At 70.8% G+C, this 24,744-nt stretch carries 22 protein-coding genes; 4 read left to right on the top strand and 18 right to left on the bottom strand.

Features of this window, described 5'->3' with window-relative positions; genetic code table 11:
• Positions 1 to 98 precede the first annotated feature (98 nt).
• Together ACH4TV_RS19100 and ACH4TV_RS19095 are read right to left on the bottom strand one after the other, a co-directional pair.
• The gene (locus tag ACH4TV_RS19100; RefSeq protein ID WP_053740242.1) at positions 99 to 308 is read right to left on the bottom strand and encodes a hypothetical protein; all 210 of its coding nucleotides are present in this window, start codon (positions 306 to 308) and stop codon (positions 99 to 101) included.
• Positions 309 to 548: 240 nt separating this feature from the next.
• Positions 549 to 782 carry a hypothetical protein gene (locus ACH4TV_RS19095; protein ID WP_385169527.1) on the bottom strand — a complete coding sequence of 78 codons (234 nt, stop codon included), beginning with the start codon at positions 780 to 782 and terminating at the stop codon, positions 549 to 551.
• A 196-nt stretch (positions 783 to 978) separates the two neighbouring features.
• Here ACH4TV_RS19095 and ACH4TV_RS19090 point away from each other — a divergent pair, with 196 nt between their 5' ends.
• The gene (locus ACH4TV_RS19090; RefSeq protein WP_398399466.1) at positions 979 to 2,412 is read left to right on the top strand and encodes a serine/threonine-protein kinase; all 1,434 of its coding nucleotides are present in this window, start codon (positions 979 to 981) and stop codon (positions 2,410 to 2,412) included.
• 119 nt (positions 2,413 to 2,531) lie between these two features.
• Here ACH4TV_RS19090 and ACH4TV_RS19085 read toward each other — a convergent pair whose 3' ends face one another.
• The 9 genes from ACH4TV_RS19085 to ACH4TV_RS19045 form a co-directional block, all read right to left on the bottom strand.
• Positions 2,532 to 3,350: a TrmH family RNA methyltransferase gene (locus ACH4TV_RS19085; protein ID WP_398399464.1), complete on the bottom strand. Its 819-nt coding sequence runs from the start codon at positions 3,348 to 3,350 to the stop codon at positions 2,532 to 2,534.
• A gap of 65 nt (positions 3,351 to 3,415) precedes the next feature.
• Complete coding sequence (gene cobA / locus ACH4TV_RS19080; RefSeq protein ID WP_398399462.1) at positions 3,416 to 4,660, bottom strand: uroporphyrinogen-III C-methyltransferase; 1,245 nt, start codon at positions 4,658 to 4,660, stop codon at positions 3,416 to 3,418.
• 257 nt (positions 4,661 to 4,917) lie between these two features.
• A complete protein-coding gene (gene cobT, locus ACH4TV_RS19075; protein WP_398399460.1) occupies positions 4,918 to 8,919 on the bottom strand; it encodes a nicotinate-nucleotide--dimethylbenzimidazole phosphoribosyltransferase in 4,002 nt (1,333 codons plus the stop codon).
• Positions 8,920 to 9,317: 398 nt separating this feature from the next.
• On the bottom strand, positions 9,318 to 10,550 hold the full coding sequence (gene cbiE / locus ACH4TV_RS19070; protein ID WP_398399459.1) for a precorrin-6y C5,15-methyltransferase (decarboxylating) subunit CbiE: 1,233 nt from the start codon (positions 10,548 to 10,550) through the stop codon (positions 9,318 to 9,320).
• Positions 10,551 to 10,686: 136 nt separating this feature from the next.
• Positions 10,687 to 11,325, bottom strand: coding sequence for a GNAT family N-acetyltransferase (locus ACH4TV_RS19065; protein ID WP_398399457.1), 639 nt, complete (start codon positions 11,323 to 11,325; stop codon positions 10,687 to 10,689).
• 184 nt (positions 11,326 to 11,509) lie between these two features.
• Positions 11,510 to 12,337, bottom strand: coding sequence for a MetQ/NlpA family ABC transporter substrate-binding protein (locus ACH4TV_RS19060; protein WP_398399455.1), 828 nt, complete (start codon positions 12,335 to 12,337; stop codon positions 11,510 to 11,512).
• Positions 12,338 to 12,447: 110 nt separating this feature from the next.
• Positions 12,448 to 13,167, bottom strand: a complete 720-nt coding sequence (locus ACH4TV_RS19055) for a methionine ABC transporter permease (protein ID WP_398399453.1) — start codon at positions 13,165 to 13,167, stop codon at positions 12,448 to 12,450.
• Positions 13,164 to 14,198, bottom strand: coding sequence for a methionine ABC transporter ATP-binding protein (locus ACH4TV_RS19050; protein WP_398399451.1), 1,035 nt, complete (start codon positions 14,196 to 14,198; stop codon positions 13,164 to 13,166). Before ACH4TV_RS19050 ends, ACH4TV_RS19055 begins: the two co-directional genes overlap by 4 nt.
• Before the next feature lie 360 nt (positions 14,199 to 14,558).
• Complete coding sequence (locus tag ACH4TV_RS19045) at positions 14,559 to 15,209, bottom strand: HAD family hydrolase (RefSeq protein ID WP_398399449.1); 651 nt, start codon at positions 15,207 to 15,209, stop codon at positions 14,559 to 14,561.
• 59 nt (positions 15,210 to 15,268) lie between these two features.
• Here ACH4TV_RS19045 and ACH4TV_RS19040 point away from each other — a divergent pair, with 59 nt between their 5' ends.
• Positions 15,269 to 15,628, top strand: coding sequence for a hypothetical protein (locus ACH4TV_RS19040; protein WP_389359117.1), 360 nt, complete (start codon positions 15,269 to 15,271; stop codon positions 15,626 to 15,628).
• A 1-nt stretch (position 15,629) separates the two neighbouring features.
• A complete protein-coding gene (locus ACH4TV_RS19035; RefSeq protein ID WP_398399447.1) occupies positions 15,630 to 16,085 on the top strand; it encodes a hypothetical protein in 456 nt (151 codons plus the stop codon).
• A gap of 81 nt (positions 16,086 to 16,166) precedes the next feature.
• On the opposite strand, the gene ACH4TV_RS19030 is transcribed toward ACH4TV_RS19035, so the two are convergent.
• The 3 genes from ACH4TV_RS19030 to ACH4TV_RS19020 form a co-directional block, all read right to left on the bottom strand.
• A complete protein-coding gene (locus ACH4TV_RS19030; RefSeq protein ID WP_398399445.1) occupies positions 16,167 to 16,664 on the bottom strand; it encodes a GNAT family N-acetyltransferase in 498 nt (165 codons plus the stop codon).
• Positions 16,665 to 16,709: 45 nt separating this feature from the next.
• Entirely contained in the window at positions 16,710 to 17,216 is a 507-nt protein-coding gene (locus tag ACH4TV_RS19025) for an RNA polymerase sigma factor (protein WP_398399443.1), read from the bottom strand.
• A gap of 108 nt (positions 17,217 to 17,324) precedes the next feature.
• Positions 17,325 to 18,533, bottom strand: coding sequence for a glycerophosphodiester phosphodiesterase (locus tag ACH4TV_RS19020; RefSeq protein WP_398399441.1), 1,209 nt, complete (start codon positions 18,531 to 18,533; stop codon positions 17,325 to 17,327).
• 403 nt (positions 18,534 to 18,936) lie between these two features.
• Here ACH4TV_RS19020 and ACH4TV_RS19015 point away from each other — a divergent pair, with 403 nt between their 5' ends.
• Positions 18,937 to 19,608 (top strand): lysophospholipid acyltransferase family protein, encoded by a 672-nt coding sequence (locus ACH4TV_RS19015; RefSeq protein ID WP_398399766.1) that lies wholly within the window; start codon positions 18,937 to 18,939, stop codon positions 19,606 to 19,608.
• Between the two features lie 104 nt (positions 19,609 to 19,712).
• Here the strand turns inward: ACH4TV_RS19015 and ACH4TV_RS19010 are convergent, their stop codons facing one another.
• The 4 genes from ACH4TV_RS19010 to argH form a co-directional block, all read right to left on the bottom strand.
• Positions 19,713 to 21,245 (bottom strand): MFS transporter, encoded by a 1,533-nt coding sequence (locus tag ACH4TV_RS19010; RefSeq protein WP_398399439.1) that lies wholly within the window; start codon positions 21,243 to 21,245, stop codon positions 19,713 to 19,715.
• Positions 21,242 to 21,793 (bottom strand): TetR/AcrR family transcriptional regulator, encoded by a 552-nt coding sequence (locus tag ACH4TV_RS19005; protein WP_398399437.1) that lies wholly within the window; start codon positions 21,791 to 21,793, stop codon positions 21,242 to 21,244. Before ACH4TV_RS19005 ends, ACH4TV_RS19010 begins: the two co-directional genes overlap by 4 nt.
• Positions 21,794 to 22,011: 218 nt before the next feature.
• Entirely contained in the window at positions 22,012 to 22,983 is a 972-nt protein-coding gene (locus ACH4TV_RS19000) for an aldo/keto reductase (protein ID WP_398399436.1), read from the bottom strand.
• A 260-nt stretch (positions 22,984 to 23,243) separates the two neighbouring features.
• Positions 23,244 to 24,674, bottom strand: coding sequence for an argininosuccinate lyase (gene argH / locus ACH4TV_RS18995; RefSeq protein ID WP_398399434.1), 1,431 nt, complete (start codon positions 24,672 to 24,674; stop codon positions 23,244 to 23,246).
• Positions 24,675 to 24,744 lie beyond the last annotated feature (70 nt).

Raw genomic sequence — 24,744 nt, 5'->3', positions numbered from 1 at the left:
GCGCGGGCATTTTTGCCGTCCGCCGCACCCCCGTCCCCACGGGGTTTCATGGGTGGATGTCCCCGCCCGGACCGCTCTTCCGGGCCTGAGGTCGCCGCTCAGCGCCCCAGCATCACTCCCACGGACGACGCCTGTGTGACCACTGCTTCCCAGCCTCCGAAGACGACTACGAGCAGGGCTGCCAGGGGAAGGACCATTGCTGTTGCCACCAGCGGGTGGCGCTGGCCCTGTCGGCGCGGGCGGAACGCGGCGACGTACGCCTTGCGTCCCTGTGTGCGGAGCGCCGTCCGCGATGCCGTGTGGGCCATGGTCCCTCTCCTGACCGTTCTCTTGTTGGTTGGCAAGCGGCGGGTGGCTGACCTCGGGGGACGAGTGCTGCACCCGCCGCTTGACCTCAAATCTAGGCTCTCGGCGCGAACGGGTCGTCATGCCCTCGTACCGATTGCCGGGCCTCCCGGAGGATGACCTGTGACCTGCGGAGTACTCCCCTGGGTGGAGATGAGGTCCTAGGTCTCAGGGTCTTCCCGGAAGGGGTGCCCGGTGTGTCCCTACTGTTCCGAGCTGTCCTCCCTCGGCACCGGCTGTTCGACCAGTGCCAGGACACGGTTCGCCATGAAGCGGGCCGTGCGCACCACGGATCCGCTTCGGGTGACTTCGCTCACTTCCACCACGCCTCGGCGCACCGCTGTCTCCACCCGGCGGCCCGCCCTGCTCGCCACCACCTCATAGGTACGTGTCGTGTCCCCGGCATCCACGACTATCTCCACGCGATCACCCTTCACGGGTTCAATCCCCCTTCTGCGTCGGGTGGTTGGGATCACACGCTCCGTCAAGCCGCCCTGTTCGCGCGCTCCCTGACCACCCCTCAAGTCTCCCACCCGGCACTGACAATCCGTCGGGACGAGAGGGCGCGGCCTCTGCGCGCACCCGGCCGCGTAAACGTAAGCTGTCGCTCGTCAAACGGACCGGGCAGCGGGGATGAACATGGCGATGATGCGCCTGAGGCGCGAGGACCCGCGCGTCGTCGGCTCGTTCAGGCTTCACAGACGGCTCGGCGCGGGCGGGATGGGCGTTGTCTACCTGGGCTCCGACAAGCGGGGGCAGCGGGTCGCGCTGAAGGTGATCCGGCCGGATCTGGCGGAGGATCAGGAGTTCCGGTCGCGGTTCGCGCGCGAGGTCTCGGCGGCCCGGCGGATCAGGGGTGGGTGCACGGCGCGGCTCGTCGCCGCGGATCTGGACGCGGACCGGCCGTGGTTCGCCACGCAGTACGTGCCCGGGCCCTCCCTGCACGACAAGGTCATGGACGAGGGATCGCTCAGCGCGGCCGACGTCGCCTCCATCGGCGCCGCCCTCGCCGAGGGGCTGGTCGCCGTGCACGAGGCCGGTGTCGTGCACCGGGACCTCAAGCCGTCCAACATCCTGCTGTCCCCGAAGGGGCCGCGGATCATCGACTTCGGCATCGCCTGGGCGACGGGGGCCTCGACGCTCACGCACGTCGGTACGGCGGTCGGCTCACCCGGCTTCCTGGCGCCCGAACAGGTGCGCGGGGCAGCTGTCACGCCGGCCACCGACGTGTTCTCCCTCGGCGCCACACTCGCGTACGCCTCGATGGCCGACTCGCCCTTCGGGCACGGCAGTTCCGAGGTGATGCTGTACCGGGTGGTGCACGAGGAGGCCCACCTTCAGGGTGTTCCGGACGCGCTGGCACCTCTCGTACGGGCGTGTCTGTCCAAGGATCCGGAGGAGCGGCCCAGCACGCTCCAGCTGTCGCTGCGGCTCAAGGAGATCGCGGCGCGCGAGGCACAGGGCATGGCGGACGCACGGCCGCCCGCGCCGCGTGCCGCCGAGGCGGAGCGGCCGACGGGGCGGCTCACCGAGAGCTATCCGGACCAGCGGCCCCCGTATCACTCCCAGACCCAGCCCCACTCGCAGCCTCCGTCCCCGTCCCAGCCCCAGCGGCGTTCGCAGGGGCCTTCCTCGGGGGCGCCGTCGCGGGGTGGTGGCGGTGCCGCGCGCGAGGACAGTCCGTCGCGGGGCGGCGGGGGCTCACGCGGTGGTGCCGCCTCGTCCCGTTCCGGGGCGCGGCCGGTGCCCGCCTCGCGGAACACGACCCGCTCCGGGAACCGTTCCGGCCCGCGCAGTGGGACCGGGCGTCCGGCGCCGCGCGGCACGGGGACCGGGCGGCGGCCCGCCAATCCGCGGCTGCTGCGGCAGCGGCTGTTCGTGTTCGTCGTGGTGACGCTGCTGGTGGCGCTCGGGATCGCGGCGGCCCAGGGGTGTCAGGGGCCCAGCCGTGGGCTCGGGGTCGACAGCGGTGGAAGCGGGCGGGAGCAGCGGAAGGAGCAGTCTGACAACAGGCCCCGTGGCGATGGGCCGTTGGCACCCGGCCTGTCCCAGTCGAACTCGGACTAGGCGACCCCGCTGGAACGCCGGTGCGTCGACTGCGGGTCTGTCGTGGCTGGTCGCGCAGTTCCCCGCGCCACTGAGGGGCGCGTCACCTCAGGGATGTGTCACCGCGCGGGCTCGCCGCCTCAGGGTCGAGGGCGGCCCGTCGCCACCGCGTAGAAGGCGACCGCCGCTGCCGCGCCCACGTTGAGGGAGTCGACGCCGTGGGCCATCGGGATGCGGACCCATTCGTCGGCGGCCACCAGGGCCTGGGTGGAGAGGCCGTCGCCCTCCGCGCCGAGCATCAGGGCGACGCGGTCCATCTTGTGCGGGGCGGTCTCGTCGAGAGTCTTGGCCTTCTCGTCGGGAGTGAGGGCCAGCAGCGTGAAGCCGGCCTCGCGGACGGAGTCCAGGCTCTTGGGCCACGTGTCCAGACGGGCGTACGGGACGGAGAAGACCGCGCCCATCGAGACCTTGACGCTCCGTCGGTACAGGGGGTCCGCGCAGTCCGGGGAGAGCAGGACCGCGTCCATGCCCAGGGCGGCGGCGCTGCGGAAGATCGCGCCGATGTTGGTGTGGTCGTTGACCGACTCCATGACCACCACCCGGCGCGCGGTCTGCAGGAGTTCGTCGGCTGTGGGGAGCGGTTTGCGCTGCATGGAGGCGAGGGCGCCGCGGTGCACGTGGTAGCCCGTTACGCGTTCGGCGAGATCCGGGCTCACCGCGTAGACCGGGGCCGGGAGTTCGTCGATGACGTCGCGCATGACGTCGACCCACTTGGCGGACAGGAGCATCGAGCGCATCTCGTAACCGGCGTCCTTGGCCCGTCTGATGACCTTCTCGCCCTCGGCGATGAAAAGGCCCTCCGCGGGCTCGCGTTTGCGGCGCAGTTCGACGTCGGTCAGGCCCGTGTAGTCGTGCAGGCGTGGGTCGTCGGGGTCCTCGACGGTGATGAGATCGGCCACAGGGGTGATACTGCCTTGTCCTGGGTGCGGTGCCAACGGCTGGGAACGGATTGGGTTACCGGGGGTTACACCGACTCTCCCGGAACTGCCTCCGGGCCTACGTTCACCACCGCGCCGATCACGATCACCGCGGGGGGCTTCACCTCCTGCGTACGGACCGCCTCGGCGACTGTCGCCAGCGTCGCGTCGACACGGCGCTGGGCCGCTGTCGTGCCCTCCTGGACCAGGGCGACCGGCGTGTCCGGGGACTTGCCGTGCGCGACCAGGGTCTCCGCGATCCGGCCGATCTTGTCGACGCCCATGAGGACGACGAGGGTGCCGGTGAGCTTGGCGAGGGACGGCCAGTCGACGAGGGAGCGTTCGTCGTCGGGGGCGACATGGCCGCTGACCACGGTGAACTCGTGGGCGACCCCGCGGTGTGTGACCGGGATGCCGGCCGCGCCCGGGACGGAGATCGAGCTGGAGATGCCGGGGACGACCGTGCAGGCGATGCCGGCCTCGGCCAGCGCCTGGACCTCCTCCATGCCCCGGCCGTAGACGTAGGGGTCGCCGCCCTTCAGCCGCACGACCCTCTTGCCCTGCTTCGCGTGTTCGATCAGCGCGTTGTTGATGGCCTCCTGGGCCATGAAACGGCCGTACGGGATCTTCGCGGCGTCGATCACCTCGACGTGCGGGGGCAGTTCGGCGAGGAGGTCGCGCGGGCCGAGGCGGTCCGCGATGACGACGTCCGCCTCGGCGAGCAGTCGGCGGCCCCTGACCGTGATCAGGTCCGGGTCGCCGGGACCGCCGCCGACCAGGGCGACGCCAGGGGCGCGGGTGCGGTGGTGGGGCGCGACGAGTGTGCCGTCGCGCAGGCCCTCGACGACCGCGTCACGGATGGCGGCCGTGTGGCGGGGATCGCGGCCCTTCGCGTCCGTGGTGAGGACGGCGACCGTGACGCCCTCGCTGTGGCCGGTGGCCGGGGTCCAGGCGGTCGCCGCGTCGGCGTCGTCGGAGCGGACGCACCAGACGCGGTGGCGTTCGGCTTCGGCGGAGGCGTGGGCGTTGGCCTGGGTGTCGCTGGTCGCGATCAGGGCGTACCAGGCGTCCGCCAGGTCGCCGTCGGCGTAGGGGCGGCGCTCCCAGGTGAGTTCGCCCGCGTCCGCCATCGCCTCTACGGAGGGGGTTGCCTCCGGCGATACGAGGAGGATGTCGGCGCCCGCCGCGATGAGCGCGGGGAGGCGGCGCTGGGCCACCTGGCCTGCGCCCAGGACCACCACTCGGCGGCCGGTGAGGCGGAGGCCTACGGGGTAGGCGGGGTGTTCTGCCATGGGGGTGCGGCTCCCTTGTGCGGTGGTTCTGATCGGAGCCTGTGCGGATGTATGGCGAGTGGCCCCTGACGTGCGCATTTTACGGTGCGGGTGGGGTGGGGGCTCGGGTCGGGGGTTTCTCTTCCCCAAGCCCGCCCCTTCCCGAAGGCGGGGGCTCTGCCCCCGGACCCCCGTACGTGCGGTTCGTTTGTGGCTGTGCCCACCCGTTCCGCCCTGCGGAACGCCTGCCCACAGCCAAGCCTCGCCCAAAAGGGGGCCTACTTCTCCGTTACTCCCGCCGAGTCGAACGTCGCGACCTCGTGCATCGCCCTCGCCGTGCTCTGGACCATCGGGAGAGCCAGTAGCGCGCCCGTGCCCTCGCCCAGGCGGAGGTCCAGGTCGACCAGGGGACGCAGGCCCAGCTTGTTCAGGGCCGCCACATGGCCGGGTTCCGCGCTGCGGTGACCCGCGATGCAGGCGGCCAGGACCTCGGGGGCGATCGCGCGGGCCACCAGAGCGGCGGCGCCGGCGCTGACGCCGTCCAGGATCACCGGCGTACGGAGGGAGGCGCCGCCGAGGAGGAGGCCGACCATGGCCGCGTGTTCGAAGCCGCCGATCGCCGCCAGGACGCCGATCGGGTCGGCCGGGTCCGGCTGGTGGAGGTCGATCGCGCGGCGGACGACCTCGGTCTTGCGGGCGAGGGTCTCGTCGTTGATGCCCGTGCCCCGGCCCGTGACCTCGGAGGGGTCCGTGTCCGTGAACACCGAGATCAGGGCCGCCGACGCCGTGGTGTTGGCGATGCCCATCTCACCCGTGAGCAGGGCCTTGTTGCCGGCCGCCACCAGGTCGCGGGCCGTCTCGATGCCGACCTCGATGGCCGCCTTGGCCTCCTCGCGGGTCATCGCGGGGCCGGTCGTCATGTCCGACGTACCCGCGCGGATCTTGCGCGGCAGGAGACCGGGGGTGGCGGGCAGGTCCGAGGCGACACCCACGTCGATCACGCAGACCTCGGCGCCCACCTGGCTGGCGAAGGCGTTGCAGACGGCGCCGCCGCCGAGGAAGTTGGCGACCATCTGGGCGGTCACCTCCTGCGGCCAAGGGGTGACGCCCTGGGCGTGCACTCCGTGGTCGCCCGCGAAGATCGCGACCGCTGCCGGTTCCGGGATCGGGGGCGGGCACATGCGCGACAGGCCGGACAGCTGGGCCGAGATGATCTCCAGCATGCCGAGCGCGCCGGCCGGCTTCGTCATGCGCTTCTGGCGCTCCCACGCCTCGCCGAGCGCCTTGGCGTCCAGCGGGCGGATGTTGGCGACGGTCTCGGCGAGCAGGTCGTGCGGCTCCTCACCGGGCAGCGCGCGACGGCCGTAGGTCTCCTCGTGCACGACCCACGACAGCGGGCGGCGCTTGGACCAGCCCGCCTGCAGCAGCTCGGGCTCCTCCGGGAACTCGTCGACGTAGCCGACGCAGAGGTAGGCCACGACCTCCAGGTGCTCGGGCAGGCCCAGCGTCCGGACCATCTCGCGCTCGTCGAAGAAGCTGACCCAGCCGACGCCGATGCCCTCGGCGCGGGCCGCGAGCCACAGGTTCTCGACCGCGAGCGCGGAGGAGTAGGGGGCCATCTGCGGCTGTGTGTGACGGCCGAGAGTGTGCCGGCCGCCCCGGGTCGGGTCGGCGGTCACGACGATGTTCACCGGCGTGTCGAGGATGGCCTCGATCTTCAGTTCCTTGAACTGCTTCGCGCGGCCCTTGGGAAGCGACTTGGCGTACGCCTCGCGCTGACGGGCGGCCAGTTCGTGCATCGCACCGCGGGTCTCGGCGGAACGGATGACGACGAAGTCCCACGGCTGGGAGTGACCCACGGACGGCGCCGTGTGGGCCGCCTCCAGAATGCGCAGCAGAACGTCGTGCGGGATCGGGTCGCTGCGGAAACCGTTGCGGATGTCCCGGCGCTCACGCATCACCTTGAGCACGGCCTCGCGCTCGGCGTCGTCGTAGCCGGGCGCGGCCGGGCCGGTGGACTCGCGTACGTCTTCCACTGCGGCCGTGCTCTCTTCCTGGTCGGCGGCCCTGGTGTCCAGGTCCTCCGCTTGCTGTACGAACTCTACGAGCTGTACGTCATCGGGGTCGGTGGCCGGGCCGGGGTCGGTCTCCGGCTCCTCGGTCGGGAGCGCCGCCGCCGGGTCGGGGGTCGGGTCCGTCTCCCGGGGCGCGGGGACCGTGGACACCGGAGCGACGGGGACGGGCTGCTCGGTGGGTGCCTCCGCCGCTTCCGGGGCCGGGGCCGGTGCCGGTGCCGCGGGATCCGGAGTCTCCGGTGCGGTGGGCTGTACCGGCTGCGGCGTCTGGAGGGCGGTCACCATCGCGAGCACGGGAGCGAGCACGGGTTCGTCCTCCGGGGGGAGGACGAAGGCGTGCGGGGGTGTCGGTGCCAGGTGCGGGGTGGTCGGCAGGGTGCCTTCCACGGGGACGAACTGGCCCACTGGCTCGGCCACTTGCTGGCCCACTGGTTCAACCACCTGCTGGCCCACTGGTTCAACCACCTGCTGGTCCAGTGGCTGAACCAGCGGCTGTGACTGGTCGAGTGGTTCGGCCACCTGCGGCTCCGCGAACTGGATCGACGTCTCGTCGGGCTCCGCCAGTTGCTCGGGGGCGGAGGCAGGGATGAGCGTGGCCGCGGCGGCGGGCTCCGGAGCGGGGGGCGGAGTCACCGTGGGAGCAGGAGTGGGCTCGGAAGTGGGTGCCTGGTCGCTCGGGGCGGGCGGTGCGACCACGGCTTCCGCCGTGAGCGGCTGTACCTCTGTGGCTACGAGGGGCTGCGCATCGTCAGGGGTGTGCGCGGCGTCGACGAGGGCTTCGGCGTTCTCGAGCACGGGGACATCGTCAGGGGTGGGCGCTTCTGCCGGTACGGCCTCGTGCTGGGGTTCGGCGGGTAGGCCGGCCTCGGTCACCTGGGCGGCGGTGTCCGCCAGTTGGGACGCCGGGTCCGCGAAGTGGACCACGGTCACGGGGGCCTCTTCGGCGGCCGGCGGGGTCACGAACTCCCCCACGGGGACGCCGAGGGCCTCGTCAAGGGCGCCGGGGGCCACTGCCTGCGGCTCGGCCTCGGGGACGGGCTGCGGGGTGAACTCCGGGGCCATCACCTGGTGGGCCTCGGGGGTGACCGGAGCTTCCGGCACCACGGGGGCGTCCGGCGCGACCGAGCCGTCCTCCAGCGCAACCTGCGCGTCCAGTGCGGGTTCCGGCTCCGCTACGACGACCTGGGCGACCTCGGGCTGCGTCACCGCGCCCTCGGTCTCCTGCGGAACCTGCGCCGCGTCGGGGGTCACCGGGGCCTCCGGGAAGGCTGCGTCGCCCTCCGTGGCCTCGACGGCGGGAGTCGCCGCGGGGGTGTCCGGAACCTGCGGTGCCTCGGGGACGTACACGCCCTCGGGACCCTGCGCGGCCTCCGGCGCGTACGCGTTGTCGGCGTCCCCTGCGACCTGGACGACCTCGCCGACCTCGGCAGCCTCGGCGCCCTGACCGGCGTACGCGTCCTCCGCGCTCTCCGGTGTGTGGGCGGCCTCGGGCGACTCGTTCTCGTACATGCCCTCCGGGGTCTCCTGGACCGCCGGGCCGGTCTCCGTCGCCTCGGGGGCTTCGGTCGCCGGCGCGGGTGCCGGGACCTCGGCCAGAAGTGGAACAACCGTTTCCGCAGTCTGGGCCCGCTCGCTCACCAGCGGGGCCGGCGCGGTCTGTACCGCCGTGTGCGCCTGGGTCTGGGCGCCCCACGGAGTCGCGCCCTGCGGGGCCTGTTCCGCGAGTTGGGGGGCTGCGTCGAGGTACTCCGGACCGGGGACCGGGATCGCCGTGGCGAGCCGGTGTGCCGGTGCGGGCATTCCTGCCGGACCTCGGTCGGCGAGGGAACGGACCGGACTCGCGGACGCGTCGGGGGTCGGCGGGCCGAGGTGCAGCGGACGGCGGGGCGTGACCGGCGCGGCTTGGGCGGCCTGGGCAGCGGGGGTCGGGAAGCGGACGGCGGTGAGGTCGACCGAGCCGCTGTCGCGGCCACCCGTCTCGTGCGGACCGGGCTCGTGCACGGTCTCGACGACGGGCGCCGGGACCGGCGGAGCGACCTCGTTGCCCCAGGCGCTCTGGGCGCCCGGAAGCAGCAGGAGGTCTTCGTCCTCGGCGGTGGTCTCGGAGAGGTAGGTGTACGCACCGTGCGCGGGAACGCCCGGCTCTTCCACCATGCCTGCGTTCTCCGGCAGTCCCTCGGCCGGGACCTGGCCGGTGTCGGTCATGCGAACCCCTCGCCCATCGGTTAGTGCTTCTACGACCAGCTCACCCGTAACGGCTCACCGATCGCCCCGTAGTGAAGAACGAGCATGCGTGCCCAGCGGCACGAACGACCCGTCCCAGAAAGACGACAAAGCCACTAACTGGCATTGTCGCCGTCAACTGGCATTGTCGCGGCCGTTCCGCCGTAGCGGCAGCTTGATCCGCCACGGCCCGCTGTGGACTGCGCCACGTTGCGCGCCCTACCGGTTCCGCCGTACCACACTCACCCCAAAACGGGCGTGCTTTCCGGACATTGGCCTACGAAGTGCCAGGCCACCGAATGCGGTACAACGGTCGGTCAGCCTACCGCGCGCGGTACGACAACAGGATCACTGGGACGGCATTCAGGGGCATTGCGGGTTCATTGCGCACGGTCGGGGAGCACTCCGCTGAGCAGGAACGCGACGCTCCGTTCCTTCTCCGTCCAGGCGCGGGTGTCGAGTTCGACGGACTGGAGCAGGGCACACTCGACCTGGTAGCCGTGCTCGGTGAGGTCGCGGCCGATGAGTTCGGCCGCGTCACGGGTCGCCGCGTGCGTCACGATGCGCTGCGGGCGCCGGTCGGCGACCGCGGAGACCACCGCCACTCCCCCGCCGCCGACCCGGACGACATCGGGCTCGGGAAGGTCCTCCAGGATGTACGGCGCCGCTCCGCGCACGATCTGGAGCTGGACACCGAAGCGGCGGGCGGCGGAGTCGGTGCGGGCGCAGGCCTCCACGTTCCGGTCGACGGCGATGACCGCCGCGCCGCTGCGGGCCGCGTCGGTGGCGAAGGCGCCGCTGCCGCAGCCGATGTCCCAGACGAGGTCGCCCACGCGCGGTCCCAGGCGGGCGAGTTGGGCGGCCCGCAGCAGCTCCGTCTCGCCCTCGCCGAGCGCGAGCGGACCGCCGTAGGAGGAGGTGCCGTACGCCTCGGTGGGCAGGGCCCAGCCGCGAGGGCCCGCCGCCGGGTCGCGGCCGGCGATCCAGCCGACGTCCCCGCCCGCCGCGGCCGGGCCGCCGATGACGATGACGACGTTCGGGTTGCGCCAGATGCGGTCGGCGGCCTTGTCGGAGGTGAGGACCGTGATCTGCTCGCGCTCGGTGCCCAGTTCCTCACAGATGACGAACGTGCGGTGGACCCCGTCGAGGAGCAGGCCGAGTTCAGAGGGTCCGGCGCCGGGTGAGGTGAGGACGGCGACCTTGGTGTGGGCGCGGCACACGTTCACCGCGCGGCGCAGGGTGCGGCGGTGGGCGACGACGACCTCGGCGTCGTCCCAGGGCATGCCGGCGCGGGCGAACGCGGTGGCCACCGAGGACACGGCGGGGACGACTTCGACCTCCAGGCCGAACTCGGGGTTGCGCAGGGTGCGTACGACACCGAAGAAGCCGGGGTCGCCGTCGGCGAGGACGACCGCGCTGCCGCGGTGGCCGGCGATGCGGCGGGCGGCGAGGTCGACGCTGCCGAGGCGGATGCGTTCGGCGGCCGGGGGGACTTCGGGGAGCGCCAGATGGTGGGCCGCGCCGGCCACCAGTGTGGCGGCGCCGAGGGCGGAGCGTGCCGTGGCGGTCAGGGGCGAGCCGTCCCAGCCGATCACCGTGACCCGGTCGGCCATCGTCGTCAGTCTCCAGGGGGTTCGCTGCGCGCGGGTCGTCGTGGAACTGGGGGACATCCCGTGCGGAGTCGGCCGGTACGGGGGCTCCGTGAGACTACCTGGTGCGCCCGGAGCGTCCGGCGATGTCCCCCTCGGTTCAGTTCCAGTCGGAGTACGACGTGAAACCGCTGTTGTCGGCCAGTTCCTCGTCGGCGCCTTCGAGATCCTCGGGCAGCAGGCTCCACACGATGAAGTCGGTGCGCTGGTCGGTCCAGGTGCCGTCCTCGGTGCGGACGTGCGCTATACAGGCGCTCCGCAGGACGCCCTCGCTGATGCAGCCGATCTTCTGGGCGACCTGCTGGGAGGCGGTGTTGTCGGCGGCCGTGCGCAGTTCGACGCGCTCGAACTTCTGGTCGCCGAGCACCCATTGGGAGGTGGCGAGTGCGGCCTCGGAGGCGTAGCCCTCGCCGCGCGCCCAGGGGGCGGTGATGTACGACAGCTCGGTGGACCGGATGTGCCAGTTGGTCCTGGAGAGCTGGACGACGCCGACCAGGCGCTGGGTGAGGAACTCGGTGACGGCGAAGTCGAGGCCGCGGCCTGCGGTGCGTTCGGCGGGCGCGTACTCGGTGATCCAGGTGCGGGCGGCGTCCTCGGTGAAGGGCCGGGGGACGTCGGTCCAGGCGACGACCTGTTCGTCGTTCATCATCTCGGTCAGCGCGGGGACGTCGTCCTCGTCGAGAGGGCGCAGTACCAACCGCTCCGTACTGATGGAGATGTTGGGGAAGGTGCTTGTCATGCGCCGCTCCGTAACCTTCGAAAGCCTTCGAATACCTGCGAACCTTCAACCCGCACGGCCTGCTCAACTGCCCAGCATGCAGCATCCGGGCCTTGAACCGCATCACGGGGTCCACTCGGGGTGAGCGAGTGGACCCCGTACGTGTCGGTAAGGGTCCAGAAGGGCCGGAAGGAAGCAGAAGGAACTAGAAGGACGCGATCACGGAGCCCTCGTACTTGTCCTCGATGAACTTCCTGACCTCGGCGGAGGTGAGCAGCTTCGCCAGCTTCTCGACCCGGGGGTCGGCCTCGTTGTCCTTCTTCACGGCCAGGAAGTTGCCGTACGGGTTGTCCTTCGGGGACTCCGAGACGAGGGCGTCCTTCGCGGGCGAGAGGTCGGCTTCGAGGGCGTAGTTGCCGTTGATCACGGCGGCGTCGACGTCGTCCAGGGAGCGCGGGGTCTGGGCCGCCTCCAGCTCCTTGAACTCGATCTTCTTGGGGTTCTCGGCGATGTCCTTGGGGGTCGCGTCGTTGCCGACGCCGTCCTTGAGGGTGATGATCCCGTTGGCGTCGAGAAGCTTGAGGGCCCGCGCCTCGTTCACCGTGTCGTTCGGGACGGCGATGGTCGCGCCGCTCTTCAGCTCGTCGGCCGACTTCAGCTTCTTCGAGTAGAGGCCGAGCGGCTCGAGGTGCACCGTGACGACCGGCACGATGTCGGTGCCGTTCTTCTCGTTGAACTCGTCGAGGTAGGGCTGGTTCTGGAAGTAGTTGGCGTCCACGGAGCCGTCCTCGGTCGCCGGGTTCAGCGTGGCGTAGTCGCTGAACTCCTTGACGTCCAGGTCGAGTCCCGCCTTCGCCGCGAGGTTCTCCTTGAGGAAGGTGAGGATCTCGGCGTGCGGGACGGTGCTCGCGCCGACGACCAGCGGGCCACTGGTGTCGGAGGCGGCGTCCTTGTCCGAGCCGCAGCCGGTGAGACCCAGGGTGAGGGCTCCGGCGGCGAGGACGGCGGTGGTCAGTTTTGTGGCGGTACGCACGAAAAGTGCCTTTCCATATGGGTGTGGCTGTCCCCGTGATGGGTGGTACGGGGAAATCTGCGGGTGGGTGGGAGTCGGGTACGGGAGGTGCTCGACGGCCTCTGACGGCCTCAGGCGGCCTTGGGCGGCCTGGCCTTGAGCAGCCGGAGTTTCGGTGCGGCACCGGAACCGCCGCCGCGCCTGTGCAGCCTGCGGGCCGCGTGGTCGCCGGCGAACTGGATGACCGAGATGACGACCGCGAGGATCGCCACGGTGATCCACATCAGGCCGGTCTCGAAGCGCTGGTACCCGTACCGGATGGCGATGTCGCCGAGGCCGCCCGCGCCGACCGTGCCGGCCATCGCGGAGTAGCCGATGAGGGCGACGACGGTCGTCGTGGCCGAGGAGATCAGCGAGGGCAGCGACTCCGGTACGAGGACCCTGCGGACGACGGTCCAGGTGTTGCCACCCATGGCCTGCACGGCCTCGACGAGCCCGTGGTCCACTTCGCGGACAGCCGTCTCGACGAGGCGGGCGAAGAACGGGATCGCACCGATGGCGAGCGGCACGATGGCGGCCTCGCGGCCGATCGTCGTCCCGGTGATCGTCCTGGTGAAGCCCATCAGCGCGACCATCAGGATGATGAACGGCATCGAGCGGGCGACGTTCACGACCTGCCCGATCACCTTGTTGGCGAGGACGTTCTGGAGGAGTCCGCCACGGTCGGTCAGGACCAGCAGGATGCCGAGCGGAAGTCCGCCGACGACGGCGATCAGCGTGGACCAGCCGACCATGTAGAGGGTGTCCCAACACGCCTGCTCCAGCAGGGGCTGCATTTCGGACCAGGTCACTTGGCACCGTCCGTCAGCAGCAGGGGCTCCTGGCCCAGTACGTCGAGTTGCAGGCCCTGTTCGCGCAGGAAGCCGATCGGCACGACGTTCTCCTCGTAGCGGCCCGGCAGTTCGATACGCATCCGGCCGACCTGCCTGCCCGCGACGGTGTCCATCGCGGCGCCCAGGATCGAGATGTCGATGTTGTACGTGCGCGAGAGCTGCGAGATGACGGGCTTGGTGGCCGCGTCCCCCTGGAAGGTGACGTCGATGACCGTGCGGTCGTCCCCGGAGGCGTCGCCGCCGACCGGGAAGAGCGCGGCGGCGAGTTCGGAACCGGGGGTGGCGAGCAGCTCGCTGACGGTGCCGGACTCGACGATCCGCCCGTTCTCCATGAGGGCGGCCGAGTCGCAGATGCTCTTGACGACGTCCATCTCGTGGGTGATGAGCAGCACGGTGAGCCCCAGCTGCCGGTTCAGGTCGCGCAGCAGCTGGAGGATGGAGCGCGTCGTCTCCGGGTCGAGGGCGCTGGTCGCCTCGTCGGAGAGCAGCACCTTGGGGTCGCCGGCGAGGGCGCGGGCGATGCCGACGCGCTGCTTCTGCCCGCCGGAGAGCTGGGCGGGGTAGGCGTTGGCCTTGTCGGAGAGACCGACGAGGTCGAGCAGCTCCAGCGCCTTGCGGGACCGTTCCCTGCCCGGCGTACCGAGGATTTCGAGCGGTAGCTCGACGTTGTCCTGGACGGTCCGGGAGGACAGCAGGTTGAAGTGCTGGAAGACCATGCCGATACGGCTGCGGGCCCGGCGCAGTTCCCGGCCGGCCCTGGGTCCGCGCCCGGCCAGGGCGGTGAGGTCGTGGCCGTCGACGCTCACGGTGCCGGCGGTGGGGCGTTCCAGGAGGTTGAAGCAGCGGATGAGCGAGGACTTGCCGGCGCCGGACTGGCCGATGACGCCGTACACCTCGCCTTCGCGGACGTGCAGGTCGACGCCGTCGAGGGCGGTGACTTCACGACCGCGTGAGCGGTAGACCTTCGTGAGGCCGGACGTGGTGATCACAGGGGTTTCCGTCACTGTCGAGTGCGATGCGGGCGTGGGTGTGCCCGGACGCGGGAGAGGTATGTGCGCGGCTCGGCTCGGTCACGTACGGCGGGTGTATGAACCCGGTCGGGTCATACGGCTGCGGCGTACGGACATGCCACGGCGGCTCGCTTCAGGGGCGCGAGCTCAAAGGGTGGTGCAGGGGCCCTCTAGAAGGCGCACATTCGACACATACAACGAGCACCGGGCGTCAGGGTCGCCTCGGTCGCAAGGGTGCGGCTGCTCGTCGTGGTCATGCGATCAGTAAAGCAGACGTATGGACACGGCCAAGAACGTCCGTCCACGCCTGTCCATATGCTGGACAGGCGTGGACATGAATCAGCCACGCACGCGGATCTCCACACCATCGCCGGTGACCAGCGCGTACAGGGCCGAGAGATCGTCGACGACCAGATCGGCGGTCAGTTCGTGCGCCCGGTGGGTTGTGGCCAACGCCACGGTGGTCATCCCGGCGGCCCGACCGGCCTGGAGGCCTGCGGGAGCGTCCTCGAAGACGACACACCGGGTCGGGTCGACGCCCAGTTGGCGGGCGGCGAGGAGGTAGGGCTCGGGGTCGGGCTTGCCGCGTGTGATGTCGTCGGCGGTGACCAGCGTCTTGGGCAGGATGCCGACGGCCCCGAGGCGCGCCTCGGCCAGCCGCCGGGTGGCGGAGGTGACGACGGCCCACCGGTCGGCGGGCAGGGAGGCGAGGAACTCCGCCGTCCCCGGCAGCAGCACGGCGCCACCGTTGGGTACGTCGTCGACTTCGAGCTGTTCGATACGGGCGACGGCACCGGGCACGGCCTCGGCGGGCAGCAGGTCGGCGGCTATCTCGGCGGCCGGGCGCCCGTGCAGCCCGATCCGCGCGAACTCCTCGGGGGTGACCCCGTACTCCCGCGCCCACTGCGTCCAGCAGCGATCCACGGAGGCGAGTGAGGAGACGAGCGTGCCGTCGTTGTCGAACAGGAGGGCGTCAGCGTGGATCATCATGCCCTCGACCCTACGGGGCCGACCTCAACAGGCCTTTTGGGCCGTATTAAAGTCGCTCCATGCTCGATGCCCTGACGGTCGCCACCTCCGTCGCCGCCCTCGCGCTCGCCGCCTGGTGCGGCTGGGCCGCGTACCGCGATCAGCCCACCAAGGACTGGCACTTCATCGGCATGGGCGTGGTGACACTGCTCACCGTGGTCCAGCTGGTGGTCGGCATCGTCCAGCTGGCACGGGGCGAGAAGCCGGAGCAGGGTACGACGATCTTCGTGGCGTATCTGCTGGGCGCGCTGGCGTGCGTGCCGGTGACGGGGTTCATGTCGCTGGCGGAGCGCACGCGCTGGGGTTCCGTGACGGTTGCCGCCGGCGGTGTGGTGCTGGCCGTGCTGGAGGTGCGGCTCTATGACATCTGGGGAGGGTGAGATGGCCACCACGGAGAAGCCGACGGAGGGGCAGGCTGTGCGGGAGCGGCTCATCAGCGGGCCCGGCATGCTGCTGGTCTGGCTGTACGGCGTGATGGTGGTCGGCGCGGTGTCGCGGTCCGCCGTGCAGATCTCGACCGAGTTCGGGCATGCGCCGCTCGCCTACTCGCTGTCGGCGGTCGCCGGTGTCGTGTACGGGTTCATCACGTACTCGCTGGTGCGGGGTGGGGAGACGGCGCGACGCGCTGCGCTGGCCTGTTGCGCCGGGGAGCTTGTCGGGGTGTTGGTCGTGGGTACGTGGACCTTGGTCGAGCCGTCTGCGTTTCCCGACTCGACCGTGTGGTCCGACTATGGGGTGGGCTACCTGTTCATTCCTGTGCTGCTGCCTCTTTCGGCCATGTACTGGTTGCGGAAAGCGCGTGCGCCTCAGGAGGAGCCTCAGGAGGAGGTCGGCTGAGGATTCTGCGCGACTGCGGGTCCGTTGTAGCTTGTCGCGCAGTTCCCCGCGCCCCTGTCGGGGCGCCCTTCTCAACCCCTGTCAAGCAGTTGCCGCGTACGTTCCCGCCTGCTTTTCCAGGACGATCATCGGTACGCCGTCGTTGCCCTTGTCCGTGCCCACCGTCTCGTAGCCGACCCGGCGGTACAGGCGCAGGCCGGCGTCGCTGCGGTGGCCGGCGCTGAGGCGGAACCTCTTGGCGCCGCGTTCCTCCGCGAGGGCCGACTCGGCCGCACGCAGGAGGCGGGCGCCGATGCCGTGGCCCTGGAGGCGGGGGTGGACGCAGAGCTTGCCGATGGACGCGGTCCCGTCGGGGTTCGGGGTGCCGCGCACCGAGCCGACCACCTCCTCGCCCAGCCGGGCCACGAAGACACAGTCCGTGCCGACTTCCTCCCGGACCGAGTCCAGGTTCTGGACGAGCGGATCGATCCGGTAGTTGCCGTACAGAGCGGCCTCGCTCTGGAAGCACAGGTACTGCAGCCGGAAGATCTGCTCGGCGTCCCGTTCTGTCGCCACGGAGATGGTCACGCTCATGCCCATGTGTGCACGCCTCCCGCTCACCTGCTCAGTCGTATGTCCTCACTCCTATCCCCGTGCTTCGCGGGCCGCAACCTCCGGCGTCAGCAAACGACGGAGACATCCCAGGCATCTGGAACGTTCCGGACCAAGACTTCCCTGTGAGATACCCAACTCCCCCGCGATTTCCCGGTATGTGAGGTCCTTCGGCGACAGGAGGGCCTCCATCAGGCTCGGGCAGCGGCCGGGCAGCCGGCGGACCGCGTCGCGCAGGGCGCGGTGCCGGGCGGCGGTGAGGGCGAGCTGTTCGGGGCCGGGGCGGTCGTCGGCCGCGGGCTGGTCGCCGTACGGCCGTTCGATGCGGGCGGTACGGCGGTTGCGGCGGGCCTCGGAGCGGACGGCCCGGCGGAGCCAGTTCTGCGGGTCTGCCGGCGGACCGTCGGAGTCGAGGCGTTCCAGGAGGCGGAGCCAGACGGCCTGTTCCAGGTCGCCCGGTTCGGCGCCGTAGGCATATGCCTCGGCCGAGGCCTCGGCGGCGAGCAGAGGACGGAGGGCGGAAACCATGTCGTGGGTCATATGCGGCACGACGCGGCCGCTCCGGCGGGAGGTTGCCGGAGCAGCCGGTTGTCACCCCAACCGGGGCCGGGCGGCTCAGTCGTTGACGAGGCCCGTCCTCTGTTCTCCTCAGTCGTTCAGGAAGTCCGCGCGGGCCAGTACGCCCGTGTCCGGGTTGTCCGTGAAGACGCCGTCGATGCCCGTCGCGAAGTACGTCCGGTACGCCCCGAAGGCGTCTCCGTAGGCGTCCGCGTCCGTGCCCTTGCGGAAGTTCGCCGGCAGGAAGGGGTTCTCGTTGCGCATCGTGTACGGGTGCAGGATCAGGCCCGCCGCGTGCGCGTCCGCGACCAGGGTGGTCGGTGAGGTGAGCGCGCCTGTGGAGTCCTTCGGGATGACCAGGTCGAGGGTCGGGCCGATGCCCTGCGCGTAGGAGGCGATCTCCCGCAGGCCGGCCGGCTTGATCAGGTCGGCGACCGTACGCGGGTCGCCGGTCGTCACGAAGTCCCAGGGGCGGGTGCCCGCGGCCGAGAGCAGGACGACGAGCGGGTTGCCGACGAGCCGGTTGAGGCGCTGGATGCTGGTCGGTTCGAAGGACTGGATGATGACCGGCGAGTTCTTCCTGTCCTTGCCGTGCTTCTTCAGCAGCTTCGCGACCCGTTCCTCCAGGCCCAGGCCGAGCGCCCGGAAGTAGGTGGGGTGCTTGGTCTCGGGGTAGATCCAGACCTGCTTGCCGCGCTTGCGGGTCTGCTCGTCCTGCCAGCGGAGCACCTCTTCGAAGGTGGGGATCTCCCAGCGGCCGTTGTAGAGGGTGTTGTGCGGGCGGTTGGCCGGAATGCGCTCGACCGCGCGCAGCGTCTTCAGCTCGGCGAGCGTGAAGTCCTCGGTGAACCAGCCGGTGAGGGAGACGCCGTCCAGGACCTTGGTGACCTTGCGGCTCGCGAACTCCGGGTGGTCGGCGACGTCCGTGGTCCCGCCGATCTCGGGCTCGTGGCGGCAGACGATGTGACCGTCCTTGGTGGGGACCAGGTCACCGGCCTCGACGATGTCCGCGCCGAGATCGAGGGCGAGTTGGTACGAGCCGAGGGTGTGCTCCGGGCGGTAGCCGCTGGCACCCCGGTGGCCGATGATCGTCGGTACGGGCAGGCTCTTCAAGCCACCGCCTCCGTGCTTCACGTCGTGCTGCGCGTGCTGCTTCGCATCCTGGGCGTCGGCTCTCGCCGCGCCGGGCAGCCCGAGGACCGCACCGCCCGCCCCCAGCATCGCGGCCCCGAGCAGCGCCCGCCGCCCCGCACCCGTCGACTCCCCCTGCGCATGTCCGTTCGACTCCAGCGTGCCCATGAGTGCCCCTTCCGCCACACCGTCATCTGTCCGAGCGGACCGATCGTAGGTGCGTGTACATGGCGACCGGGAGTCCTCGGGCGGAACATGCGGGTGACGCTGGATGTCATGGAAGAAGGGAGAAGGAGAGGGACAGGGGAAGGAGGGGGTGGTGGTCCGGCGGTCGTCCGGCATCGACACGGGCTCGGTGGGTACCCGCCCGCGTGTCCCCGTATGGCTTTCGCGCGATGTCCGTCACACTCGTCGCCGGGTGTGACCTGCCCGCAACACCGCGCCACCGCAGGTAAACGCGGGTCAACAATGCGTAAGTACTCGGTGAACCCGATGTGCATTACCCCCCGAGGCGCGAGTATCGTCCTCACCTGCACAGGCTTATACCGATCCCTTGACACCGGAGGGCCCGTTGTCCCGCTTCGCGCTCATCAAGGCACTGCTCGGACCGATCATGCGCCTGATGTTCCGCCCACGGGTGGAGGGCGTGGAGCACATCCCGGGGGACGGTCCGGTGATCCTGGCCGGCAACCACCTCACGTTCATCGACTCGATGATCCTGCCGCTGGTCTGTGACCGGCAGGTCGTCTTCATCGGCAAGGACGAGTACGTCACCGGCGAGGGTCTCAAGGGCCGCCTCATGGCCTGGTTCTTCACGGGCGTCGGCATGATCCCGGTGGACCGGGACGGGGCCAACGGCGGTGTCGCGGCGCTGATGACCGGGCGCCGGGTGCTGGAGGAGGGCCGGATGTTCGGCATCTACCCCGAGGGCACCCGCTCCCCCGACGGCCGCCTCTACCGGGGCCGCACCGGGATCGCCCGGCTGACCCTGATGACGGGTGCGCCGGTCGTGCCGTTCGCGATGATCGGCACGGACAAGTTGCAGCCCGGGGGTGCGGGTATGCCCCGGCCGGGGCGGGTCACGGTGCGGTTCGGTGAGGCGATGGAGTTCTCTCGGTACGAGGGGATGGATCGGGACCGGTATGTGCTGCGGGCGGTGACGGACTCGGTGATGACCGAGGTCATGCGGTTGTCGGGGCAGGAGTACGTGGATATGTACGCCACCAAGGCCAAGGCCGCGTAGGGGTATTGAGGGTTGTTCGTCGGGTGCGGGTTCGTTGTGGCTTGTCGCGCAGTTCCCCGCGCCCCTGGAGGGGCGCTCCACGCACCCGGCGCCGCCAGGCCCCGCTAGGAGTGGTTGGCCCGGCCCTCCAGGCGTTGTCCCTTCAGCAGGACCCAGGCTGCGCCCGCCGCTGCCAGGAGAACCACCGCGCCTGCGCCCGCCGCCAGTGCGATGCCGTCGGTGAAGGCCTCGCGGGCCGCGTTCAGTAGTGCCTCGCCGGTGGGGGCCGGCAGGCTCGCCGCTGTCTCCACCGCGCCGCCGAGTGATTCGTGGGCCTCGGCGGGGGTGCCCGGCGGGGCGTTGAAGTCTCGGTAGACGCCGGTGACGACCGAGCCGAGCAGGGCGATGCCGAGGGCGGCGCCGAGTTCGTACGCCGTCTCCGAGACCGCGGCCGCCGCACCCGCCTGTTCCTTGGGTACGCCGGCCAGGATGACGTCCGAGGTCACGGTGAACGAGAGGCCCGCGCCCACGCCGACGACCAGCAGCGCGGCGCCGAGCAGCGGATAGCCCGTGGACTGGTCCACAAGGGTGAGCGCGGCCAGTGAGAGACCTATGCCGGCGAGCCCGCCCGAGACCACGGCCCGTACCGAGTAGCGTCGGGCCGCCGTACCGGCGAGGAGCCCCGCCACCACCGCGCCGACGGCTGCGGGCAGTTCGGCCAGGCCCGCCTCCAACGGCCCCCGGCCCTGCACGAGTTGCAGGTACTGCGAGAGGAAGAACACCACCCCGGACAGTCCGAGGATGGTCAGCAGATCGGCGAGCACGGCCCCGCTGAAGCCCCGGTCACGGAACAGTCGCATGTCCAACAGGGGTATGGGCAGGGTGAGTTGGCGGCGGACGAAGCCGTACAGGGCGGCGGCACCCATCACGCCCACGCCCAGCGCCGTCCACGAGAACCCGTGCGACGCCGCCTCCTTGATGCCGTACACGATGCCGACCATGCCGACGAGCGACAGGACGACGCTCCGCAGGTCCCACGGGCCCGGCGCCGGGTTGCGGGACTCGGGGAGCAGCTTGATGCCGACGAGGACGAGGACGACCATCACAGGAAGGTTGATCAGGAAGACCGAGCCCCACCAGAAGTGTTCGAGCAGGAAGCCGCCGACCACCGGGCCGACTGCCGTGCCCGCGGAGGCCGTTGCGCCCCAGATGCCGATGGCGAGGCTGCGCTCGCGCGGGTCGTGGAAGAGGTTGCGGATCAGGGCGAGCGTGGCCGGCATCAGGGTCGCGCCGGCGACACCGAGCAGCGCCCGCGCCAGGATCATCAACTCCGGTGTCGTGGCGTAGGCGTTGAGGACCGACACCAGGCCGAACGCGGTCGCACCGATGAGCAGCAGCCGCTTGCGGCCGATGCGGTCGCCGAGGCTGCCCATGGAGACGAGCAGGCCCGCGATGACGAACGAGTAGACGTCGCCTATCCACAGCAACTGGTTGCCGGACGGCTTCAGGTCCTCGCTGATGAAGGGGGTCGCGAGACCGAGGACGGTCGCGTCGACGGCCACCAGCAGCACGGCCAGCACGAGGACGGAGAGCGCGAGCCAGCGGCCCGGACGCCTCCCTTCCTCCGTCGCGAAGGCCGGCTGCAAGGTGCTGGTCATGATTCCTCTCTCCGTAGTGCGCCGCCGAGCAGCAGCTCGACGATCATGTAGGTGAAGTCCTTGCCGGCGACCCGGCCCTCGCTCACGGCCCAGGCACCCGAGGCCATGAGCCCGTAGAGCGCCTCTGTGAGCCAGGCCGGGGTGAGGTCGATGCGGAACTCGCCGTTCTGCTGGCCGCGCCGGAACAGGGCGGCGATCCCGGCGTCGATCCTGGCCCAGCCCTCGTTCTGCCCGTCGCCCTCGAACAGCTGGTTCTCGGTGTAGAGGAACGCGAGCAGTCCGGCGGCGGGTTCGAGCTCCCGCACCAGGCGGCGGACGGCCTCCTGAGCGGTGCCGTCGCCGAGTCGCGCGGCCGCCAGAGCCGCCTCGCACTCCTCGATGCCGAGCCCTTCGAGGGCCCGCACGAGCGCGTCCCGCCCGGCGAAGTGGCGGTGCAGCGTGGCCCGGCTGATTCCGGCCGCCTTGGCGACCTCGTCCATCGTGGACGTGGATTTCCGGGTGAGCAGGGCGGCTGCGCTGCGCAGCACGTGTTCACGGTCGACGGCCATGAGACAAAGATAGGCCATGTGAGACATCTTTGTCTCACTGGGGGTATGCGTGTGTCAGGAGCGCCCACTCAACCGGGGGTCTCGGGAGTATCGGGGCCCTGCGCTCTCAGTGGCTCGGCGGCTCGGCGGCTCGGCGGCTCGGTGACTCGGCGGCTCGGTGACTCGGTGACTCGGTGACTGAGCCGCTCAGTGGCTCAGCCACCCAGCCGCTCAGCCACTCAGTGCCAGGGCAGCTGCCCGCGTCGCTCCCAGTAGGCGTGCGGTTCCTCCGCCAGTGCGGTCAGCCGGGACAGCTGGTCCTCGTCGAGGTCGACGACCGCCGCGTGCAGGTTCGAGGCGAGCTGGCCGACCGTGGCCGCGCCGGACAGCACGACCCCCGCCCACGGCTGGCGCAGCACCAGCGCGAGGGCCACGGCGTCCGCGCCCAGCCCTGTCTCCTCGGCGATCGCCCGTACGGCGTCCGGCGCCTGACCGGCGGCGAGACGCCCGTTGGCCATGCCCTCCTTGACGATCACCGTCAGCCCGGCCTCGTGGGCCTCGGCCAGGGCGGGCCCGGCGGAGGTCTCCAGGACGTTGTACGTCGACTGGACGGTACGGAACAGGGGCTCGCCGTCGACCGTGACGGCGAGGGCGGCGCGGACGGTGTCGGCCTGGGCGGGGCCGCTGGTGGAGAAGCCGACGGTCAGGCCCTCTGCCGCGGCCTGCGCGAGACGGGCGTGGAGTTCCTTGTCCGACAGGGCCGGGCTGTCGGGGGTCACCGAGTGGATCTGGTAGAGGTCGAGGCGGTCGCCGAGCAGTTCGGCGGTCTCGGCGCGCTGACGGTCGTACGTCCGGAGGCTGTGGTCCTTGACCTCGTGCTGCTCGGCGTCCGTGGTCCAGCCGGCGGTGTAGGTGTAGCCCCACTTGCTGCCGATCACGATGTCGTCGATGTCGGGGCGCGCGGTCAGCCAGTCGGCGAGGAACTCCTCGGAGCGGCCGTAGGAGCGGGCCACGTCGAAGTAGCGGACGCCCTGGGCGTAGGCCGCGTCGAGGAGTTCGTGGGTGCGGGTGCGGAGGCTGTCTACGCTGCGGTTCTCTCCGAGGTCCTCGTCCCGGCCGAGGTTGATGTAGCCGGGGCGGGCGACTGCGGCGAGGCCCAGTCCGAGGTGGCAGGTGGGGGTTGTCGCTGTGGCCAGTCGGGCGAAGGGCATCGCGGGCTCCGTTCGGTCGGCTCCTTGCGGGTTCCGACCAACGTAACCCTCGATGACCTTCGTCGGGCGGGGTGGGGGGCTTCGGCGGGGGCGGTTTTTTCGCCCCCGCCGCCCCTACCCGTCCCATCACCAGGGGCTGTGCCCCTTCGACCCCCTTCGCCTTCGAGCTCGGGGGGTTCGGTTGGGTGGCGGGTGCGGGTTCGTTGTGGCTTGTCGCGCAGTTCCCCGCGCCCCTAAAGGGGCCTGCGGCCCTTTAAGGACTACTTTGCCTTTGCCGTTGCCCATTCGTGTTGGGCTGCCACGTTCGCCTTCACCTCGGCCAGTTGGGTCGCCACCGCGCTCGGGGCGGTGCCTCCTCGGCCGTTGCGGGAGGCGAGGGCGCCGGGGACGTTGAGGACCGAGCGGACCTCGGGGGTGAGGTGGGCGCTGATCTTCGCGAACTGGTCGTCGGTGAGGCCGTCCAGCTCGATGCCGTCGGCTTCCGCCGCCTTGACGCACTCGCCGGCTACCTCGTGGGCGACGCGGAAGGGCACGCCCTGCTTGACCAGCCACTCGGCGATGTCGGTGGCGAGGGAGAAGCCGGCCGGGGCCAGTTCCTCCATGCGGTCGCGGTGGACGGTGAGCGTGGCCATCATGCCGGTGAAGGCGGGGAGCAGGACCTCCAGCTGGTCGCAGGAGTCGAAGACCGGCTCCTTGTCCTCCTGGAGGTCGCGGTTGTACGCGAGGGGGAGGGCCTTCAACGTCGCCATGAGGCCCGTCAGGTTGCCGATCAGCCGTCCGGACTTGCCCCGCGCCAGTTCCGCGATGTCCGGGTTCTTCTTCTGGGGCATGATCGACGAGCCCGTGGAGAAGGCGTCGTGCAGGGTCACGAAGGAGAACTCCTTCGTGTTCCAGATGATGACCTCCTCGGCGATCCGGGAGAGGTTGATCCCGATCATCGCCGTGATGAAGGCGAACTCGGCGGCGAAGTCACGAGAGGCCGTGCCGTCGATGGAGTTGGCGACGCTGCCGTGCTCGAAGCCGAGGTCCTTGGCGACCGACTCCGGGTCCAGGCCGAGCGACGAACCGGCCAGCGCGCCCGAGCCGTACGGGGAGACCGCGGTGCGCTCGTCCCACTGGCGCAGGCGCTCCGCGTCCCGGACGAGGGGCTGCACATGGGCCAGGACATGGTGGGCGAACAGGACCGGCTGGGCGTGCTGGAGGTGGGTGCGGCCGGGCATCGCCACGTCCGGGTGGGCCTCCGCGAGGCCGATCAGCGCGTCCTGGAGGTCGGCGATCAGGCCGGCGATCGTACGGGCGTGGTCCCTCAGGTACATGCGGAAGAGGGTCGCGACCTGGTCGTTGCGTGAGCGGCCGGCGCGGAGCTTGCCGCCGAGGTCGGGGCCGAGGATCGTCAACAGGCCGCGTTCCAGGGCCGTGTGGATGTCCTCGTCGGCGACCGTGGGGACGAGGGTGCCGTCGGCGAGATCCGCTTCGAGCTGGTCGAGGCCGGCCAGCATGCGGGTCAGCTCGTCCTGGGTGAGCAGGCCCGCCTTGTGGAGCACGCGCGCGTGGGCACGCGATCCGGCGATGTCGTAGGGCGCGAGCCGCCAGTCGAAGTGGACGGACGCGGACAGCTTGGCCAGGGCCTCGGCGGGACCGTCGGCGAAACGGCCGCCCCAGAGCCGTACGTCACCGCTGTTGCTGCTCACTTGCGTTGCTCCTCGGAGGGTTGCTCTCGGGTTCCGGATGCTCAGGTGTTCCGGATGCTCAGGTGTTCCG

The sequence above is a fragment of the Streptomyces sp. NPDC020898 genome (genome assembly GCF_044333925.1).
In the GTDB taxonomy this organism is placed as follows: domain Bacteria; phylum Actinomycetota; class Actinomycetes; order Streptomycetales; family Streptomycetaceae; genus Streptomyces.
This window is presented reverse-complemented; position numbering and strand designations above follow the sequence as displayed.

What these genes read in the sequence shown, in the direction of transcription:
- ACH4TV_RS19100 (WP_053740242.1), bottom strand. Translation starts at nt 308, where the DNA reads ATGGCCCACACGGCATCGCGGACGGCGCTCCGCACACAGGGACGCAAG.
- ACH4TV_RS19090 (WP_398399466.1), top strand. Translation starts at nt 979, where the DNA reads ATGAACATGGCGATGATGCGCCTGAGGCGCGAGGACCCGCGCGTCGTC.
- cobA (WP_398399462.1), bottom strand. Translation starts at nt 4,660, where the DNA reads ATGGCAGAACACCCCGCCTACCCCGTAGGCCTCCGCCTCACCGGCCGC.
- cobT (WP_398399460.1), bottom strand. Translation starts at nt 8,919, where the DNA reads ATGACCGACACCGGCCAGGTCCCGGCCGAGGGACTGCCGGAGAACGCA.
- cbiE (WP_398399459.1), bottom strand. Translation starts at nt 10,550, where the DNA reads ATGGCCGACCGGGTCACGGTGATCGGCTGGGACGGCTCGCCCCTGACC.
- ACH4TV_RS19065 (WP_398399457.1), bottom strand. Translation starts at nt 11,325, where the DNA reads ATGACAAGCACCTTCCCCAACATCTCCATCAGTACGGAGCGGTTGGTA.
- ACH4TV_RS19045 (WP_398399449.1), bottom strand. Translation starts at nt 15,209, where the DNA reads ATGATGATCCACGCTGACGCCCTCCTGTTCGACAACGACGGCACGCTC.
- ACH4TV_RS19040 (WP_389359117.1), top strand. Translation starts at nt 15,269, where the DNA reads ATGCTCGATGCCCTGACGGTCGCCACCTCCGTCGCCGCCCTCGCGCTC.
- ACH4TV_RS19035 (WP_398399447.1), top strand. Translation starts at nt 15,630, where the DNA reads ATGGCCACCACGGAGAAGCCGACGGAGGGGCAGGCTGTGCGGGAGCGG.
- ACH4TV_RS19030 (WP_398399445.1), bottom strand. Translation starts at nt 16,664, where the DNA reads ATGGGCATGAGCGTGACCATCTCCGTGGCGACAGAACGGGACGCCGAG.
- ACH4TV_RS19025 (WP_398399443.1), bottom strand. Translation starts at nt 17,216, where the DNA reads ATGACCCACGACATGGTTTCCGCCCTCCGTCCTCTGCTCGCCGCCGAG.
- ACH4TV_RS19020 (WP_398399441.1), bottom strand. Translation starts at nt 18,533, where the DNA reads ATGGGCACGCTGGAGTCGAACGGACATGCGCAGGGGGAGTCGACGGGT.
- ACH4TV_RS19010 (WP_398399439.1), bottom strand. Translation starts at nt 21,245, where the DNA reads ATGACCAGCACCTTGCAGCCGGCCTTCGCGACGGAGGAAGGGAGGCGT.
- ACH4TV_RS19005 (WP_398399437.1), bottom strand. Translation starts at nt 21,793, where the DNA reads ATGGCCGTCGACCGTGAACACGTGCTGCGCAGCGCAGCCGCCCTGCTC.
- ACH4TV_RS19000 (WP_398399436.1), bottom strand. Translation starts at nt 22,983, where the DNA reads ATGCCCTTCGCCCGACTGGCCACAGCGACAACCCCCACCTGCCACCTC.